Source organism: Kitasatospora sp. NBC_01300 (genome assembly GCF_041435235.1).
Taxonomy (GTDB): domain Bacteria; phylum Actinomycetota; class Actinomycetes; order Streptomycetales; family Streptomycetaceae; genus Kitasatospora.
In genome coordinates this window covers 3340276-3357497 of record NZ_CP108408.1, presented here as the reverse complement: position 1 = coordinate 3357497, position 17222 = coordinate 3340276, and the positions used below count along the sequence as shown (strand labels likewise).

Sequence of the window (17222 nt, the reverse complement as noted above, 5' to 3'; positions counted from 1 at the left end):
GTTTTCCCCTCTCTGTCGGTCGGGTCGGTCGCTTCCTCGAAGCTGCTGGACCCGATGGCAACACGCTAGGAACACAGGCTGGTTGGGCTCTACGACATTGCACGATCTTGCACAGATTCACCCGAGAGAGTTGATCGCCGAGGTGATCAGCGTCCGGGCGTCCGGGCCGTAGACCGCCATGTCAGCCAGTTCGGCGAACGTGTCGGCATACGTCGCGACCTCGCTGGGCTGCGTGATCGTGAGATAGCCCGAGACCAGCTCGACATTGACCTGTGCAGCGTCGAAGATCCAGAACCCCTCTACCGGCATCCGCGTCCGACCCGGCTGATCGGGCACGATGCCCAGGCTCACGCTCGGCAGCGAGCCGACCGTGAGCAGATGGCCGAGCTGCTCGATCAGCACGTCAACGCCGCCGAGTCCGTTGCGCAACACTGACTCCTCCATGAGGAAGGCAAACCGTCGGCCCCCCTCGTGCAGGACTGCTTGACGTTCCATGCGGGCCGTCACCGCTTCGGCCACGTCGTCCACCTCGACCCTGCGGCGTTGCACAGCGCGCAACACCGACTCGGTGTAGCCGCGAGTTTGGATCAATCCGGGCACAAGCCATGACGAGTACGAGCGGAAGCGTCGCGTGCGCTGGTACAGGGGCAGGCGCGCTTCCTGCGCCCGCTTGAGCCCGGACCGTTCCATGCGCCGCCAGCCGATCCACATGTCTTCGACGGTCCGCAGCGAGGCAATCAGGTCTTCGGCTTGGTCTTCCGCCCCGCACGCCTGGCACCACGCCCGGATATCGTCGGCGGACGGGGGAGTTCGGGCGTTGATGATCCGGGACGACTTCGACGGATGCCAGCCGCACAGGCGTGCGATGCCAAGCCCGGTGAGCCCAGCATCCCGGCACAGTTCGGCGAGCCGATTCGCCAGAACATGACGGGCCTGCTGGGCACTTGAAGAGGGCGAGGCAGCCATGGTGGATCAGTGAAGCCGGTACTCCTCGTGCGGTGTGGCCCGGTCCCACACCGCCTCGAACGCCGACTTCACCAGTTCGACGACGGCCGGCTCGGTGCGCCACTCACGGTCGACGACCTCACCGACACCCGAGAAGTACGTGAACAGCACCGACGACCCGTCGAACAGCCACAGGTCGGTACCGGGCAGCGCGATGTCCGCTGCCTTCCGGCGGGGAAGCCAACGGATCTGCTCGCCTGCTCGGACGTTCGGGAACGTCACGTCGTACTCGTACCGGATGTAGTCGGTGACCGGTTCGGAGATGATCCGGGCGCGCCTCATCACGACACCGCGCGCCGTCGTCTCGGTCACCACGTCCAGGAACGGGCGCCACCAGGACGACCGCTCGGCAGCAGGGTCAAGGCGTTTCCCCTGCTGCCACGCGATGAACTCGGGGTCGCTGGGCTGGTAGGCGTCGCGCATCTCAAGATGCACGGCGGAAACCTTGGCCTCGGCCAGGCCCTCAAGTACCGGGTTTGTCATCGCTCCTACTCACTGTCGGGCTTGGGGATGAACTGAAGCATGATCTTGGGAAGCCTGATGATCGTCTCGTGATCGGGCACGTCGGTGGAGTGGCCGGGGATCGAACCGATCTCCTGGCATGCCTTCACTTCGTCGTCCGTGGCCTTGTAGGACTGGATCAGCAAGTCTCCGGTCTCCTCGTCCAACCAGATCGTCGGCGAGTCCGTGTCCGGGGTGTTCGGGATGATGCCGAGGAACCTCAGGGCCATTCTCACTCCCGTAGTCGAGTGGGGTGCACCGGTGTGCGTGAGCTTCACCCTCCCGGTGGATGGCCGTCAAGAGGGCGGTGGGGCGGTTGCCGCCCGCTCGTTGGGCTCCAACGAGCGGGCGGGTGCGGCCTCCTCCTACGGGCACTTGGCCAACGCCAGATTGCCTTGCAGGACGCCGGATGACGCTCGTGCGCCGGTCAGTGGAGCTGGAAGTCCTCGTGTGGGACCGCCCGTTCCCAGACGGCCTCGAACGCGGAGTGAGAGAGCTTCACGGTTTGCGGGTCGGTGCTGATCTCGTCGTCGACGAAGTCGCCCTCGCCGCCAAAGTGGTGGACGACGAGTAGCTGACCGTCGATGAGCCAGAAGTCATTGCCGGGGAGCGCCAGGTCGGTCGTCTGTTGGCGGGGGAGCCACCGGACCTGCTCGCCGGAGGCGATGTTCCGGAACGTGATCTCGTGTTCGAACCGGATGTACTCGCTCACCGGCTCCGACACCACGCGGGCGCGTCGGACCTCGACGCCTCGGGCCGTGGTTTCGTGGATCAGCTGCAGCCACGGGCTCCACCACGACGAGCGGTCGGCCGGATCGTCCCGGTGCCCGTCGAGCCAGCGGAGGAACAGCGGGTCGTCCCGCATGTAGCCGTCGCGCATCTCAAGGTGAAGCGCGGAGTGGGTGCAGGATCGCAGCAGGTCCTCAAGTGGGGTCTCTGCGGGCATCGTTCACCTCCGGGAAGAACTGCATCGTTCGCTCGGGAGATTCGACCACGACCGCGCGCCTCTGGGAGCCGATCTTCGTGAGACGGCCGGGGATCGGTGTGTAGCGGAGATGCTTGGAGAGGAGGTCACCAGCGTGGTCGTGCCGGAAGGCTGGAATCGGCCAACGAGGAGTCATGGCAGTGCCTTTGAGGTCCGTAGGCCTGCGGATGAACGAGAGCGCCCGCTCGTCGGGATCGACGAGCGGGCGAGGGTGTGTAGCTGTGGAGTGGGTATGCCTCAAGCGCTGAAGAGGCGGCGGCGGGGAGGGCGCGCGACGACCGAGGCGTGTTTGAGGGTGCCGACGAGCTCGATGCGGAGCCGGGGCCTGGCGTCGCCGCCGCTGTCGAAGCGCTGCTTGACCTTGGAGAAGACCAGGGTGAGACCGTCGGTGTCGAGGGTGACGAGGCCCGGCGGGCTGATGATGAGCAGCTTGCCGTGCCGCAGGGACACGTCGATCTGAACGGTGTCGGCCGTGATGACCGCCTCGGTGAAGTCGAGGACGACCGTGCAGTGCTTCGGCCGCAACTCGATGTGCCGGGGGACAACCCAGCGTCCGGCCCGGGTGTACTTGCCGCCGCGTTGGTCGATGACCAGCACGTCCTTCGGCACGGCCACGGTCGATGCGAAGCCCGGCAGGTCGGTGGTCAGCTCGGCCAGCTCGCCGAGCGTCCGGGCCGAGAGCGCGGCTTCCAGTCGGGTTTCGAGCTCTTCGGGGGTGAGCCGGCCGTCTGCGGCGGCGACCTGCAGCGTTTCTACGATGCGGTCCCGGTCCTGATGGGATGCCCGTAGCGCGGGCAGGTCACTCGACATGAGGTCCACGCTAACCCAGGCCGGGCGGCCCGGAACAGGGAGTTGGACGGGGGCGGTCAGCACCAAGCGTGCTGACCGCCGGGGGTTCAGGCGAGGTGGTCGAACTCGCCGGCCTTGGCGCCGAGGATGAGGGCGCGGAGTTTGGCGGTGGTGGTGGTGAGGATGACGTCGGGGTCGTCGGATTCGCGGAGGTGGAGGATGTCGTCGGCGCCGTAGGCGAGTTCAACGCAGCTGCCGCCCTCGTTGGAGCCGCTGAACGATGACTTCTGCCAGGCCGCTCTCTCCACGTTCAGCTCCGTTTAGGCGTTGCGGATGGCTAGAGAAGGTGGTCGAACTCGCCGGCCTTGGCGCCGAGGATGAGGGCGCGGAGTTTGGTGGTGGTGGTGGTGACGATGATGTCGGGGTCGTCGGATTCGCGGAGATGGCGGAGGTCGTCGTCGCCCTGGGCAAGTTCAAGGCAGGCATCGGCGCCTTCTGCGTCGCTGTACGACGACTTTTGCCAGACGAGGTGGGACATCGGATGCCTTTCAGGTCTGAAGCTCGTAGAGGAGATGGTGAATGAGCCCCCAAGAGTCACGTGTATCGAGCTTACGCAGGGCGCCGTTGCGGTCGACAGGCGGGAGTGAGAGCTCGCTCAACTGCTGAAACTTCTGGACGTAGGCATCAACGTCGACTGGGTCTCCGAGGTGCTCCGAACGCTTCGGGCCGGAGAGGATCACCGTCGACAGCTCAAGGCACCCCGGGTCGCAGAACAGGAATGAAGCCGAGAGCGGCGCATGCCTCGGTGCAGTGAATGGCAGTACCTGGATGCTGACATTCGGCGATTCCGCCACTTCGATCAGATGAAGAAGCTGGGACCGCATGACTGTGTCTCCGGCAAAGCGCATGCGCAGCGCGGCTTCATGGATGACGAACTTGAACTGCCGGGGCTTGTCATCTGCGAGGATCCGCTGTCGGTCGCTTCGGAAACGGACCTGCGTCTGGGGTTCCCAGGGGCTCTTGGCGTGACCACCCTCGTAGATCGCCTTCGCGTAGTCGGGTAGTTGCAGCACCCCTGGGATGTAGAGCGAGTCGTAGCTGTGCAACCGGACGGAGCGGTCCTCCGTCTCGGCCAGATCCAGGGCAAGGGGCGGGACCTTTCCCTTGAATTCGGTCCACCAGCCCTTGCCATCACTCGCCCCGAGATCGCGCAAGAGGGCGGCATAGGTCTCATCCGTGCACCCGTAGCCGTCAAGAAGAGTCGCGAGCCGTTCCGAGTCGAGTGCCGTGCGCGCCGCCTCGATGTGGCTGAGCTGCGGCCCGGCGATGCCGATGAGGGCACCGGCATCCTTGACCGCCAGCCCGGCGGCCTCGCGCAGCCGCCTCAGCTCAGCGCCGAACCGCCGCTGCCGTTCGCTGATTTGGGTCCTGAGTGCCAAGGGAGGTTCCTTCCGTGTCGGGGCAGTCTCCACCCACACGAGTGAGCTTATCCAAGCTGGGTGGGTCTTCTCCGCGATTAGGTTGCACGCGTGAGCCCTGTGCTCTTACTCTCAGTGTTGCACCGGTCACATGACGGATCGTCAGTGACTCCCCCTCTCCCTCCCGGGGTCTCCCATGCGTGCTTCCAACCCTCCCGACTGGACCGCCGCCCGCACCGAGCTGTGCGACCTCCTCACCACCGCCGGCTGGCCGCCTCCCACCATCTCCGACGCCGAACTCGCCCTCCACGAACTCTTCTTCAACGCCTGGAAGCACGCCGGGAGCCTCGCGCCCCTCGTCGTTCTCTCCCTCCTCAACCACCGGCTCCGCGTCTCGGTCTGTGACGACAGCCAGGCCCTCCCGCCCGAGCCGTGCGCCCCCGTCGACCCCTACGCGCTCTCCGGCCGAGGCCTGCACCTCGTCCGTTCCCTCACCCACCGCTTCGGCGCCGACCTGCGCAAGCAGGGCAAGGCCGTCTGGTTCGAGCTCCAGTTGGACGCCGCCTGATGCCCCTTCCCCGTCGCCGCCCGATGCTCCCGACCGACCCCCGGATCCGGTACTACACCGACGACCACATCCGCACGCTCCTCGCCGAAGTCGACGAGCGCGGCCGCAGGTTCGGCCTCATCTTCCCCTCCGCCACCATCGACCGCACCATCGACGGCCGCGTCCTCGTCCGCTTCAACACCGCCCCGGCCTCCACTCTCCTCAACCTCCTCTCCCTCCTCCTCGCCGCCGAACGAGACCGCGAAGACCCGTGCGCTTCCTGATCGCCACCGCCTTCGCCGTCCTCCTCGCCCTGGCGATCGCCACCGTCGTCCTGGGCGTCATCACCGCACTCAACGTTGCAAAGCCCGACGAGGAGGACCCCTGACATGCCCGACCCCGACCCGGACCCCGGCTTCGGCCCCACCCCCCTGGCCAACGCCCTCGCCGCGACGCACTACGCCGTCGCCGCCGCCTTCAACACCGTCGCCCCCGGCGCCGCCCAGCCCGTCCCCGACGACTTCGACTGGCGCGAACTCGAATCCTTCATCTTCCACTTGGGCTTCGTCGCCGACGGCTCCGACGCCGCCCTCAACCTCTACCGCCTGCTCACCGCCGTCCAGCGCATCGCCTACCGCGAGGCCGCCGGCCGCAACGCCGCCGGCCACCCCGCCCGCCTCAACCCCCATCCCAGCCCCCACCTCAAACCCGGCCCCAACCCCCGCCCACCCTCCGCCGGATTCACCCGTGGGAGTGGTGCCGGGTGAATGCCACCGACCGCGCCCCGCGCGGCCCTTAGCGTGGGCAGGGCCAAGCGCCAGCCACCCCAGGGGAGGGGCCCGACGTGTCCGACGTCGCCGAGTACCTGCTGCTCTACGTCGAGGGCGACGCGGTCGTGGCGCATGACGCCGACCTGCACCCGCACACGTTCCCCCTCCCGCCCGGCGAGCTGGGTGCCACCATCACCCGGGCCGATGCCACCGGGGGCGCCCAACTCCTGCTGGCCGTCAGCTCGGCCGGGATCGTCTCCTGCCGCGAGATCTGACGTACCGTCAATCCCCGGGCGTGTTCCGCGCCGACCACCGTCCGCGTCTGGTTGGCTACCCGGATGCGAGGCGACAGGCGCCTCCAAGTCAAAGGAACACCGGCATGACGACAGAGCGCACCAACCCGGCGGCCCGGCTCGGGTTCCAGCCCGGGCAGGTCGTCCAGGAGATCGGCTACGACGACGACGTCGACCAGGACCTCCGCGAGGGCATCGAGTCGATCACCGGCCAGGACCTCGTCGACGAGGACTACGAGGACGCGGCAGACACCGTCCTGCTCTGGTTCCGCGACGACGACGGCGACCTCACCGACGCCCTGGTCGATGCCATCGGCCTCCTCGGAGAGGGCGGCATGATCTGGCTGCTCACCCCGAAGTCGGGCCGGGAGGGCTACATCGAGCCCAGCGACGTCAACGAGGCCGCCCAGACCGCCGGCCTCGCCTCGACCAAGGCCATCAGCGCCGCCGCGGACTGGACCGGCATCCGCCTCATCACCCCCAAGCGCTGACCCCCCCGGAGCAGGAAGTCGGCGGAGCGGGAAGTCGGCGGAGCAGGAAGTCGGCCCCGCCGACTTCCTGCTCCGCGCCCCTCGCCTCACCGCTGCGGCAGCTCGCACCCGTCCGGCCCGCAGACCTCGCCGCTGCCGTCACCGCTCGTGCCGCCACCGGCGCCGCCGACCAGCAGCGGCACCACCACCCGGCTCTCCCAGGCCTGCTCCAGCGCCGCCGTGAACGTCTCGGCCGGCTGGGCGCCCGAGACCCCGAGCCGCCGGTCGAACACGAAGAACGGCACCCCGGTGGCACCCATCGCGCCCGCCGTCGCCTCGTCCTCGCGCACCGCCTCCGCGTAGGCGTCCGGATCGGCCAGCACCGCCGCCGCGGCCTCGCCGTCCAGCCCCGCTTCGACGGCCAGTTCCACCAGCCGTCCTTCCGCGAACGCGGATCGCGCGTCGGCGAAGTTGGCCCGGTACAGCGCGTCCAGCAGCTCCCCCTGCCGCCCGTGGTCCTTGGCGAAGTGCAGCAGGCGGTGCATGTCGAAGGAGTTCGCCGCGTCGCGGCCCTCGCGGAGGTACGCCAGCCCCTCCCCGTGCGCGTTGTCCGCGATCCGGGCCTCCGCCGCCTCGGCCTGCTCCAGGCTGAGCCCGTACTTGGCGGCGATCAACGGGACGACCGGCCGTGCCTCGGCCGGCGAGTGGGGGTCGAGCTCGAAGGAGCGGTGGACGACCTCCACGTCCCCGCGGTGGGGGAACCGCTCCAAGGCCTGCTCGAACCGGGCCTTGCCGATGTAGCACCACGGGCAGTTGATGTCGGTCCAGATCTCCACGCGCACGGCGTCGCTCCCGTCTCCAGCCGTGCGGGGCCTTCCCGCACCCGGCTCCGTGGCCAACGCCGACGACCACCTGAATATTTCTCGTGATGAAATATTCAGGTGTCCGACGGGACCGGCCTCACCGCAGCCGCGCCGTCGCGAGGTGGATCCTGAACCCGTACGGGAGGTGCCCGTCCGCCGAGCCCGACGCCGCCCGGGCCTCCGTGAGGAACGCCTCGCGCAGGGCGGCGCGGTCCTCCTCGTCGAGCGGGCCCATGTCGTAGACGCCGGACACGGCCTCCCACACCCGTTCCGCCGGGCCGCCGAGGTCGATGAGGACCGTCTCCCACCCCACCGGCCCGAACCCGGCCGGCCCGAGCAGCCCGGCGAGGCCCTCGCGGCTCCGCGCCCGCCGATCGCCCAGCGCCGGGATGCGACGGTCCGCGGGGAGCGCGGCGAGGGCGGCGGACAGCCGCTCGCCGAACCGCTCATGGACCTCGCCGCCGACCATTCCGCCGCCGAGTACGCAGGCGAGCAGCCCTCCAGGGGCGAGCACCCGGGCGATCTCGGCGGTGACCAGTTCCAGGTCGCCCATCAGCATCAGCGCGAGGTGGGAGACGCAGGCGTCGAACGCGCCGTCCGTGAAAGGGAGCTCCTGCGCCCGTCCGACGGCCAGCCGGGCGCCCGCGAGGGCCGGTCGGCGGCGGGCCAGCGCGAGCGCCTCGGGGGACAGGTCGATCCCGGCCAGCTCGCGACCGCCGGTCCCGGCGAGCAGTTCGAGCAACAGCCCGTCGCCGCAGCCGAGGTCGAGCACCCGGCGGCTCCCGTCGGCGCGGTCGCGGAGGACCTGGTAGCTGGTCCTGCCGTCCGAAGCCCTGGCGCGGCCGAGCACGTCCGAGGTCAGCGCCGGATGCTCGGCGTGGAAGGCCTTCAGGAACGCTTCCTGCGATGCGGTCGTCGTCATGTCCCCGAACGTAGGTACTCGGCGCCCCGCCCGCAGGTCGTTCCGTGGATCGGCGACGGTGGCCGGGGCGGGTGCCATCGCCACTCGCTCGTACGGCAACGGCCGCATCCGCGAAGGGCCCCCGTGAGCAGGAAGTCGGCCCGGCCGACTTCCTGCTCAACTCCCACCGCTTCAGCAGGAGATGTTGCCGCCGCCGACGTCGGTGCCGAGGACGCCGACGAACTTCTTGTAGAGGTTGATGCGGTCGTTGCGCTCGTCCGGGTTCTTGCCGTTGCACTCCAGGTCGCCGTTGATGCTGCGGATGGTCTCGCCGAAGCCCTTGCCGTTGACGATGGCGTCGTGCGCGGTCATCGTCCCGGCGCCCTTCTGGGAGTTCCAGAACCAGAGGCCGGTCTTCCAGGAGACGGCCGGGTCCTTCTCGGCCAGGGAGGGGTTGTTCAGCAGGTCGATGTGCAGGGCGTCGCCCGCCGCCTTGTAGTTGAAGTTCCAGCTGATCTGGAGCGGGCCGCGCCCGTAGTAGGCGCTCTTGCCGGCGGGACAGCCGTAGGGCTGCGAGGTGTCGCAGTAGTGGCTGTAGTTGGCGGTGTTCTGCTCGACGACGTACTTCAGGCCGCCGGTCTCGTGGCTGACGTTGGCGAGGAAGGCGGCCGCCTCGCGCTTGCGGGTGGCGTCGTTGCCGGTGGTGGTGAACCCGGGGTAGGCGCTGAGGGCGTCGGTCAGGCCGCGGTAGGTGTAGAAGGAGTTCCGGCTCGGGAACATCTGGTTGAACTGGGCCTCGCTGACCACGAACGAGGCGGCGGCCGCGGGTGTGGCGTGCCCGGTGAGGGCGGTGGTGCCCAGGGCGACGGTGCTCAGGACGGCGGCCGAGGCGGCCATGGACAGGGTGCGGGAGAGCTTCATCGTCACTTCTCGCTTGTCGTCGGGGTCGGGGTGCTCCGGTGGCGCTCCGGTGGTGCTCCGGTGGGTGCATCGGTAGGTGCATCGAGGGATGCTTCGGGAGCGAAGAGCCGGGAACATCGTGGTGCGCCGATTCCGGGAAAAGGCGTAGACCAGCACCCAAACCACTCGTTCGAGGTGTATCCGGCCCAGAAGGTGGGCGTGATTCAGGCCAATTCCAGCTCGTCCGACACACCGACAAATTGATCATCCGGTCATCAGATGCGCGGGATAGCCTCGTCCGCGCACAGGGCAGACACCGCGAGCGGGGGGACGACCACATGGGGCACGCCGACGACGAGGGCGACGAGCGGCTGGCGGCGGAGGGCGAGGTGGCGGTGGCCCGGCTGGCGATCGACTCCGGAGACCTCCCGCACGCCGCCGACCACCTGGCCGACGCGATCCTCGCCGACCCCCAGCTCCCCGAACTGCACGAGGCACTGGCCGAGTTGTGCGCCGCCGCCGGAGGACCGGCCGCCGCCCGCGACCTGTTCCCGCTGGACGGCCAGGTCTACCTGGGCACCGTCGCCTGCCGGGCCCACGTCGAGGCCGCCGCCGGGGACTGGGACACCGCCGTCGGCCTGCTCGCCTCCGCGATCCAGTACGAGCCCGCGAGACCCTGGGCGCACGCCGCCTGGCTCGCCCGTGAGGACCTGCCCGCCCTCGTCGACCCGGACGCCGTCGCCCAGGCGGTGGCCCGGGCCACCGGCGGACTGCCCGACCCGCTGCCCGCCGAACTCGCCGAAGCCGTCCAGCCGTTCGAGGACTTCGTCCAGTCCGTGGTGGCCCGCCACGGCGACCACGCACTGCTGCTCGCGATGGCCTCCGGCCTCACCCGCCGCCTCGGCGCCACCGACCGCGCCGTCGAACTCGCCGAACTGGCCCACCTGCTGTCCCCCGGCTACCTGCCGTCCGTGATGCTCGGCAACGCCCTGCGCGCGCACGGCCGGCCGGAACGGGCGCTCGCCGTCTGGGAGGCCGAACTGGCCCGGGTCGAACCGGAGCGGGACAACTCCAGCAGCTACCTCGCCGTCGACGTCGCCGAGTTGTACGGCGCCCTCGGCCGCCCCGCCGACGGCCTGCCCTGGCTGGACCGCGTGCTCGCCACCGAACCCGACCACCCCAAGGCGGCCCCCGCCCGGTACGGCCTGCGGCACGCCGCCGACGGCGACACCGCCCACCTGCTCGCCCTGGCCGACCACCACCGCGCCCACCCGGACCACGAGTACGCCCAGGACCTGCTGGAACGGCTCAGCCACCGGGAACCCTGGCTCGGCATGGTCTCCGGCGCCACCGAGGCGACCGTCAACGTGCTGCACCAGGTGCTCGCCGCCCCCGGCACCACCCGCGACAGCGAGATCGAGTGCAGCGCCTCCGCCGTGGAACCGCCCAGCTCCCTGCTGGCCGTCCGCCTCGCCCTGCCGCGTTCCACCGTCGCCTACCAGTCCGTCGCCGAGCCCGACCCCCGGCTCCCACTGGCCGAACCGGCCACCCGGATCTGGGCCTGGGACGGCACCGACCCGCGCCCGGCCGTCGCCCCGCCCGCACCCGACAGCGCCGAACTCGTCCGGGCCACCGCCGAGATCGTCTGGGCGACCGTCCCCGCCGCCTACGACCACGCCGTCCGGCTGGCCGGGCTGCCGCTCGACGACCTGCTCGGCGCGCTCGTCCACCCGCCGATGCCCCGGGAGGACGAGCTCGGCCGGGCCCTGCTCGCCCACCAGCCCGAACTGTGGGTGCGGGCCGTCCAGGTCTTCGCCTGCCTCGGCATCGCCCACCACCGCACCGACCAGCCGTGGGAGGAGTCCGAGCGCCGCCGCGTGCTGGTCGACCTGCTGCTCGGGCCCGAGGACTGGGTGGTCGAGGCGGCCGGCTTCGCCCTCGTCGCGATCGGCTGGACGCACCCCGAGACCCGCGCCGACATCGCCGACCGGCTCCGGCAGCGGCTGCACTACAGCGCCCGGGCCCGCCGCACCCGTGTGGTGACCGTCCTGCGCTCGCTCGCCGCGCTGTCGCTCACCGCGCCCTGGCTGCCCCGGGCCGACCTCGACCTGGCCCGGCGGATGATCGAGCGGGCCGAGGCGCAGGAGGCCAGGGAGGCCCGGGAGGCGAGGGAAGCCCGGGAGGTCGGGGAAGCCCAGCAGGCCGAGGTGGCGCCCCAGGAACAGCCGGAACCCCGCCCCGGCCTCCTGCGCCGCCTCTTCCGGCGTGCCTGACGGGCGCTACAACACCTGACGGGCGCTACAACAGGGGGCGCCGGGCCACGCCCGTCACCCGACGTGCGTCACCCGATGCCCGGCAGCGGATCCTGGTCGACGTCGAAGCGCGCGACCCGCTCCGCCGGATCGCGGCACTCCGGGCCGAGCCGCAGGATCCGCGACTCCGGGTCGTGCAGCGGGCGGTGGCAGCGGCGGCAGGTGACGCGGGGCCGGATGGCCTCGGGGGTGTCGGTGCCCGGGAGCGGGTCCGGGCCGCCACCGCTCGGGCCGCCACCGCTCGGGCCGCTGCCACTCGGGCCGTTGCTGGTCGGGACGCTGGTCATGGAGAGACGGTAGCCCGGCCTCGGGGAACACCGGTACAGCGGTCGGCGCCGAGATCGATCACGGTCGGCCGGTGCACCGGCCGGGGGCTCCGCCGGGGTTCGCGGAAAGATCGCCGGGCGGGTCCTCAGGCCGGCTGCGCCGCGACCGGGACCGCAACCGGGACCGCGGCCTGCTCCGCTTCCGGCACCGGCCGTCCCGGACCAGCCGCCCTCGGTGCCGCGCTCGACGGGCTCCTCAGCAGCAGGGCGCAGGCCAGCGCGGCCAGCAGGGCGAGGCCGGCGGAGACCAGCAGGCACAGCCGCATGCCGTCCAGGAAGGAGTTGCTCAGCGCGGTCAGGGCCTGTCCCGTGGCGGGGCCGAGGTCGAGTCCGGCGACGGCGCCCAGGCCGTGTTCGCGGGCGGCGTCCAGGACGCGCGCGCCGGTCCGGGCCGGGACGCCGGCGTTCGCGAGCTGTTCGGGCAGGGCGTTCAGGGCGCGGGTGGTGAGCAGCGCCCCGAGGACGGCCGGGCCGAGCGCGGCGCCGACCTGGCGGATCGCGTTGTTGCCGGCCGCGGCCATCCCGGCCAGGTGGAAGGGAACGGCGGAGACCGCGGAGGCGGTCATCGGGGTGAGCACCGCGCCCATGCCGAGTCCGAGCAGTACCAGCCGCCAGGTCAGCGCCGCGTAGGAGGTGTGGGCGTCGACGCCGGTCATGGCGAACATCGCGGCGGCGATCAGCACCAGCCCGGAGGTGATCAGCACCCGCGGCGGGATCCGGTGCATCAGCCGTCCGACCGGGAGGCCGGCCACCAGCGAGGTGCCGGACACCAGCACCATCCGCAGTGCCGCCTGCATGGTGCTCAGGTGCTGGACCAGGCCGAAGTACAGGCTGAGCACGAAGAAGAAGCCGATCAGGCCGAGGAAGCTGACCACGGCCACCAGTGCGGTGGCGGTGAACGCGGGGCTGCGGAACAGCGCCAGGTCCAGCATCGGGCCGGCACTGCGGAGTTCCACCAGGACGAAGGCTCCGGCGGCGACCGCGCCGAGCGTCAGCGCGGTGATCACAGCGGGTTCGTCGAAGCCTCCCGCGCCGCCCTCGATGACGCCGTAGACCAGTGCGGTGACGGCGACGGCGGCGGTGATCTGGCCGGGCCAGTCGAGCCGGCGGCCGTGCGGGGCGCGCGAGTCGGGCAGCCGGAACGCGGCGACGGCCAGCAGGGCCACGGAGAGCGGTATCGGCAGCAGGAAGATCCAGCGCCAGGTGGTGTGCTCCAGCAGGGCGCCGCCGATCAGCGGGCCGACGGCGAGCGGGGCCGTCAGGCTCATCGCCCAGAAGCCGATGAACTTGCCCCGCTCACGGTGGTCGGGCACGGCATGGCTGATCAGCGTGAGTGTGGTGGGCAGCAGAGCGGCGGCGCCGATGCCGGAGACCGCCTGCCCGACCCACAGTGCCTGCACCGAGTTGGACAGCAGCGAGATCGCGGCGCCCAGCGCACAGAAGACCATGCCGGTCTGGAAGACCTTCTTGCGGCCGTGGACATCGCCCCAGACGCCGGTGGTCAGGATCAGCGCGGCCATCGGCAGCACGAACGCGTCCGACACCCAGGACAGTTCGGAGGTCGACGTGCCCAGCGCGCGCTGGATCGCCGGCAGGCTCACCGACACGGTGGTGACGGGCAGGTAGGCGACGAAGACACCCAGGCAGGCCATGACGAGCGTGGCGGCCCGTCCGGCCCTGAGGTCCGGCGTCGTTGTGGAGTTCACGGGGTCGTTCCTTCGGCTGCTGCGGGGGAGGCCCCGCATTCTCGGAGCGCCGCCGGGAGCGTGCGCCCGCTCCCGGGGGCGACGGCCGATGGCAGCCGCCCGTGGAGCCGCCGATCAGCTTCTCCCCGAGGCGCCCGAAACCCGCAGTCGATCCCAAGAAGCCTCCCGGAACCTCCGCCTGAGCGCCTGGCGATGGGACCATTCCTCCATGGCTGATGATCTGGACCGCAAAATCATCCACGGTTTGCAGTGCGCGCCCCGGGTCTCGTTCCGGCGGCTCGGGGAGGTCATCGGCGTGTCCGAACAGACTGTGGCGCGCCGCTACGCCGCCCTGCGGCGGGACGGCCTGCTGCGCGTCGTCGGGCTGGGCAACCCGAACGCCGACGGCCAGGCGGAGTGGATCGTCCGGCTGCGCTGCCGACCTGATGCGGTGGCACCGCTGGCCCAGTCACTGGCCCGCCGGTCCGAGGTGGCGTACGTCGGCATCGCCTCCGGCGGCTCGGAGATCATCTGCATCATCCGGTCCCCCGCCGGAACCGACCACGACGACCTGCTGCTGCGCCAGCTGCCGCGAGCGGGCGCGGTCCTGGACGTGAACGTCGACCTGGTCGTGCGCATCTACGGCGGTCCCGGAACCGCGCCCTGGACCGACCCCGACGCCTCGCTCACCCCCGAACAGGTGCGGCGGCTGACCTCCGGCCACCCCACCCCGGCAGCGGCCTCGTCGACGCCCCTGGGCGAACAGGACCTGCCGCTGCTGCGCGCGCTCGCCGAGGACGGCCGGGCCACCCACACCCACCTGGCCGAGGTCACCGGCTGGTCCAAGCCCCGGGTCGCCCGTCGCCTGGAGGCACTGGAGGCGGCCGGCTCGCTCACGTACGACGTCGACACCCTGGCCGAGCGCCTCGGCTACCGGCTCAACGCCACCCTGTGGCTGCAGGTCGACCTACCGCGGCTGCACCAGGTCGGCGAGGAGGTCGGCGGCCACCACGAGTGCGCGTTCGTCGCCGCGATCAGCGGACGCCACAACCTGATGGCCGTGGTCGCCTGCCGGGACACCCCCGACTTCTACCGTTACCTCACCGGCCGCCTGGCCCACGTCGAGGGCATCCGCGGCTACGAGATCAGCGTCCGGGTGAACCGGCTCAAGCAGTCCGCCTCGCTCGTCCACCACGGGCGGCTGATCCACCCGGCGCTCGTATGACGCCGGCACCGGGCTGCCGGCCCGCCGAGCGACCGGCCGTCGCTCCGTCGAGCCGTCGGCGGGGCCGTGAAAAGATCCCCCCATGGCCACGGACCGCAGCAGCGCAGGAGATCCGGCGCGCACCCTCGCCCTGCTCTGGGGGCTGACCGCCGAGGAGAAGCCCGGCCGGCGCGGCCCGCGGCAGGCCCGGTCGACCGGCGAGATCGCCGCCGTGGCCATCGCCCTGGCCGACGCCGAGGGCGTGGACGCCGTCACCATGCGCCGGGTGGCGCAGGAGCTCGGGCTGTCCCCGATGGCGCTGTACACCTACGTCCCCGGCAAGGCCGAACTGCTCGATCTGATGCTGGACACCGTCTACGCGACGACGCCGCGCAGCACCCCCGCCGACGACGGCTGGCGGGCCAGGGTCACCGCCGTCGCCGACGACAACCGGGCGCTGCACCGAGCCCACCCGTGGGTCTCGGCGGTCTCCACCAGCCGCCCGCCGCTCGGCCCGGGCCTGATGGCCAAGTACGAGTACGAGCTGCGCGCCTTCGAGGGCACCGGCCTGCCCGACGTCGAACTGGACGCGGCGCTCACCCACCTGCTGGGCTTCGTCCAGACCTGCGCCCGGATGGCCGCCGACGAGCGCGCCGCCCGGCAGGACAGCGCGATGACCGACGCGCAGTGGTGGGACGCCAACGCCGAACTGCTCGCCAAGGTCTTCGACGCCGAGCGCTACCCGGTCGCGGCCCGGGTGGGCGCCGCCGCCGGCGAGGCGCACGGCGGCGCGTACGACCCGGACCACGCGTACGCCTTCGGCCTGGCCCGCGTCCTGGACGGGCTGGCGGCCCTGATCAGCGAACGCTAGGCCGGGCGTCGTACTCCGCGCGGGCGGCCTCGACGGCGGGGACCCGCTGCTCGGACCAGTGCGCGAGGGCGGCGACCAGTTCGGCGGCCTCCCGGCCGAGCGGGGTGAGGCTGTAGTCGACCCGGGGCGGGATCACCGGGTGGGCCTCGCGGTGCACGAAGCCGTCGCGCTCCAGCGTCTGCAGGGTCTGCGCGAGCATCTTCTCGCTGACGCCGGAGACCCGGCGGCGCAGTTCGCTGAAGCGGTAGCCGCGCTCGCGCAGCGCACCGAGCACGAGGACGCCCCAGCGGCTGGTGACGTGCTCCAGCACGCCCCGGGACGGGCACATGCGGTCGAACACGTCGGCCGGCGGCAGCTCGCGCACCGGGACGGCCGGGCGGCCTTCCTCCAGGGTCCTCATGACTGTCCTGCCATTACCTTCATGTCAGTACCGTACTTTGAAGTGCGTACTTTCGAAAGGTTAGTGCAGTCCCTAGGGTGAGTTTCGAGGCAGGAACCCCATCGAGGCAGAAACCCACCCGAGGAGCATCCCCATGTACGTCGTCACCGGTGCCACCGGCCAGCTCGGCCGTCTCGTCGTCGAAGGCCTGCTGGCCGCGGTCCCCGCGAGCGAGGTGGCCGTCGCCGTCCGCTCCGCCGAGAAGGCGGCCGACCTGGCCGCGCGCGGGGTCGCCGTCCGCGTGGTCGACTACGACGACCCGGCGTCCCTGGCCGGCGCCTTCGCGGCCGGTGACCGGGTGCTGCTGATCTCGGGCAGCGAGGTCGGCCGCCGGATCCCGCAGCACCGCGCGGTGGTCGACGCGGCCCGTGCGGCCGGCGTCGCGCTGTTCGCCTACACGAGCGCGCCGGGCGCGGCGACCTTCCGGCTGGCCGACGAGCACAAGGCGACGGAGGAGCTGATCCGCGCATCCGGCCTGCCGTCCGTCCTGCTGCGCAACGGCTGGTACACCGAGAACTACCTGGGGGACGCGGCCGGCACGGTGGCGCGCGGCGTGGTGCTCGGCAGCGCCGGGGACGGCCGGGTGGCCACCGCCCCGCGCAAGGACTACGCGGACGCGGCGGTCGCCGTGCTCCTCGGCGAGGGCCACGAGGGCCGGGTGTACGAGCTGAGCGGCGACGCCGCGTGGAGCCTGGCGGAGCTGGCGGCCGAGCTGGCGCTGGTCTCCGGGCAGCCGGTCGCGCACCAGGACGTGGCACCGGCGGAGCACCTCGCGGCGTTGGTCGGCGCGGGCCTGCCGGAGGGCTTCGCCGAGGTGCTGGTGGACGTGGACGCGGGCATCGCCCGTGGCGAGCTGGCCGGCACCCCGGGCGACCTGGCCCGGCTGATCGGCCGCCCGACCGTCCCGCTGGCCGAGTCGGTGCGCGCCGCGCTCCAGGCCTGA

The 17222-nt window shown here is 71.4% G+C and carries 23 protein-coding genes; 9 read left to right on the top strand and 14 right to left on the bottom strand.

Going from position 1 to position 17222, the window contains the following annotated elements; all coding sequences use genetic code 11:
* Positions 1–117: 117 nt before the first annotated feature.
* The 8 genes from OG556_RS14745 to OG556_RS14710 all read right to left on the bottom strand — a co-directional run bounded on the left by OG556_RS14745 (position 118) and on the right by OG556_RS14710 (position 4719).
* Positions 118–966: a helix-turn-helix domain-containing protein gene (locus tag OG556_RS14745; protein WP_371517443.1), complete on the bottom strand. Its 849-nt coding sequence runs from the start codon at positions 964–966 to the stop codon at positions 118–120.
* 6 nt (positions 967–972) lie between these two features.
* A complete protein-coding gene (locus tag OG556_RS14740) occupies positions 973–1488 on the bottom strand; it encodes a DUF6879 family protein (protein ID WP_371517442.1) in 516 nt (171 codons plus the stop codon).
* 5 nt (positions 1489–1493) lie between these two features.
* A complete protein-coding gene (locus OG556_RS14735) occupies positions 1494–1736 on the bottom strand; it encodes a hypothetical protein (protein ID WP_371517441.1) in 243 nt (80 codons plus the stop codon).
* A 197-nt stretch (positions 1737–1933) separates the two neighbouring features.
* Positions 1934–2452, bottom strand: a complete 519-nt coding sequence (locus tag OG556_RS14730) for a DUF6879 family protein (RefSeq protein WP_371517440.1) — start codon at positions 2450–2452, stop codon at positions 1934–1936.
* A 276-nt stretch (positions 2453–2728) separates the two neighbouring features.
* Positions 2729–3301: a DUF1707 domain-containing protein gene (locus OG556_RS14725; RefSeq protein WP_371517438.1), complete on the bottom strand. Its 573-nt coding sequence runs from the start codon at positions 3299–3301 to the stop codon at positions 2729–2731.
* 86 nt (positions 3302–3387) lie between these two features.
* Positions 3388–3588 (bottom strand): DUF397 domain-containing protein, encoded by a 201-nt coding sequence (locus tag OG556_RS14720; protein ID WP_371517437.1) that lies wholly within the window; start codon positions 3586–3588, stop codon positions 3388–3390.
* Positions 3589–3617: 29 nt separating this feature from the next.
* A complete protein-coding gene (locus OG556_RS14715) occupies positions 3618–3818 on the bottom strand; it encodes a DUF397 domain-containing protein (RefSeq protein WP_371517436.1) in 201 nt (66 codons plus the stop codon).
* Between the two features lie 10 nt (positions 3819–3828).
* A complete protein-coding gene (locus OG556_RS14710) occupies positions 3829–4719 on the bottom strand; it encodes a helix-turn-helix domain-containing protein (protein WP_371517435.1) in 891 nt (296 codons plus the stop codon).
* Between the two features lie 175 nt (positions 4720–4894).
* Here OG556_RS14710 and OG556_RS14705 point away from each other — a divergent pair, with 175 nt between their 5' ends.
* The 5 genes from OG556_RS14705 to OG556_RS14685 all read left to right on the top strand — a co-directional run bounded on the left by OG556_RS14705 (position 4895) and on the right by OG556_RS14685 (position 6799).
* Positions 4895–5266 carry an ATP-binding protein gene (locus OG556_RS14705; protein WP_371517434.1) on the top strand — a complete coding sequence of 124 codons (372 nt, stop codon included), beginning with the start codon at positions 4895–4897 and terminating at the stop codon, positions 5264–5266.
* Positions 5266–5529, top strand: a complete 264-nt coding sequence (locus OG556_RS14700) for a hypothetical protein (RefSeq protein WP_371517433.1) — start codon at positions 5266–5268, stop codon at positions 5527–5529. Before OG556_RS14705 ends, OG556_RS14700 begins: the two co-directional genes overlap by 1 nt.
* A 105-nt stretch (positions 5530–5634) precedes the next feature.
* A complete protein-coding gene (locus tag OG556_RS14695; RefSeq protein ID WP_371517432.1) occupies positions 5635–6012 on the top strand; it encodes a hypothetical protein in 378 nt (125 codons plus the stop codon).
* A gap of 77 nt (positions 6013–6089) precedes the next feature.
* Positions 6090–6290, top strand: a complete 201-nt coding sequence (locus OG556_RS14690; protein ID WP_371517431.1) for a hypothetical protein — start codon at positions 6090–6092, stop codon at positions 6288–6290.
* A 104-nt stretch (positions 6291–6394) separates the two neighbouring features.
* The gene (locus OG556_RS14685) at positions 6395–6799 is read left to right on the top strand and encodes a DUF3052 domain-containing protein (protein WP_371517430.1); all 405 of its coding nucleotides are present in this window, start codon (positions 6395–6397) and stop codon (positions 6797–6799) included.
* Positions 6800–6885: 86 nt separating this feature from the next.
* On the opposite strand, the gene OG556_RS14680 is transcribed toward OG556_RS14685, so the two are convergent.
* The 3 genes from OG556_RS14680 to OG556_RS14670 all read right to left on the bottom strand — a co-directional run bounded on the left by OG556_RS14680 (position 6886) and on the right by OG556_RS14670 (position 9469).
* Positions 6886–7620, bottom strand: coding sequence for a DsbA family protein (locus tag OG556_RS14680; RefSeq protein ID WP_371517429.1), 735 nt, complete (start codon positions 7618–7620; stop codon positions 6886–6888).
* 118 nt (positions 7621–7738) lie between these two features.
* A complete protein-coding gene (locus OG556_RS14675) occupies positions 7739–8563 on the bottom strand; it encodes a methyltransferase domain-containing protein (protein WP_371517428.1) in 825 nt (274 codons plus the stop codon).
* A 171-nt stretch (positions 8564–8734) separates the two neighbouring features.
* A complete protein-coding gene (locus tag OG556_RS14670; RefSeq protein WP_371517427.1) occupies positions 8735–9469 on the bottom strand; it encodes a chitinase in 735 nt (244 codons plus the stop codon).
* A 311-nt stretch (positions 9470–9780) separates the two neighbouring features.
* On the opposite strand from OG556_RS14670, the gene OG556_RS14665 reads away from it, so the two are divergent.
* Positions 9781–11715, top strand: coding sequence for a hypothetical protein (locus tag OG556_RS14665; RefSeq protein ID WP_371517426.1), 1935 nt, complete (start codon positions 9781–9783; stop codon positions 11713–11715).
* 68 nt (positions 11716–11783) lie between these two features.
* On the opposite strand, the gene OG556_RS14660 is transcribed toward OG556_RS14665, so the two are convergent.
* Positions 11784–12041 carry a DUF6011 domain-containing protein gene (locus OG556_RS14660; protein WP_371517425.1) on the bottom strand — a complete coding sequence of 86 codons (258 nt, stop codon included), beginning with the start codon at positions 12039–12041 and terminating at the stop codon, positions 11784–11786.
* 125 nt (positions 12042–12166) lie between these two features.
* Positions 12167–13732 (bottom strand): MFS transporter, encoded by a 1566-nt coding sequence (locus OG556_RS14655; protein ID WP_371522706.1) that lies wholly within the window; start codon positions 13730–13732, stop codon positions 12167–12169.
* A gap of 262 nt (positions 13733–13994) precedes the next feature.
* Here OG556_RS14655 and OG556_RS14650 point away from each other — a divergent pair, with 262 nt between their 5' ends.
* Both OG556_RS14650 and OG556_RS14645 read left to right on the top strand, forming a co-directional pair.
* Positions 13995–14990, top strand: coding sequence for an Lrp/AsnC family transcriptional regulator (locus tag OG556_RS14650; protein WP_371517423.1), 996 nt, complete (start codon positions 13995–13997; stop codon positions 14988–14990).
* An 82-nt stretch (positions 14991–15072) separates the two neighbouring features.
* Complete coding sequence (locus OG556_RS14645) at positions 15073–15840, top strand: TetR/AcrR family transcriptional regulator (RefSeq protein WP_371517422.1); 768 nt, start codon at positions 15073–15075, stop codon at positions 15838–15840.
* On the opposite strand, the gene OG556_RS14640 is transcribed toward OG556_RS14645, so the two are convergent.
* Positions 15827–16168, bottom strand: a complete 342-nt coding sequence (locus OG556_RS14640; protein ID WP_350877776.1) for a helix-turn-helix domain-containing protein — start codon at positions 16166–16168, stop codon at positions 15827–15829. The genes OG556_RS14645 and OG556_RS14640 overlap by 14 nt on opposite strands.
* A 205-nt stretch (positions 16169–16373) precedes the next feature.
* Between OG556_RS14640 and OG556_RS14635 the strand changes: the two genes are divergently transcribed.
* Positions 16374–17222 (top strand): SDR family oxidoreductase, encoded by an 849-nt coding sequence (locus OG556_RS14635; protein ID WP_371517421.1) that lies wholly within the window; start codon positions 16374–16376, stop codon positions 17220–17222.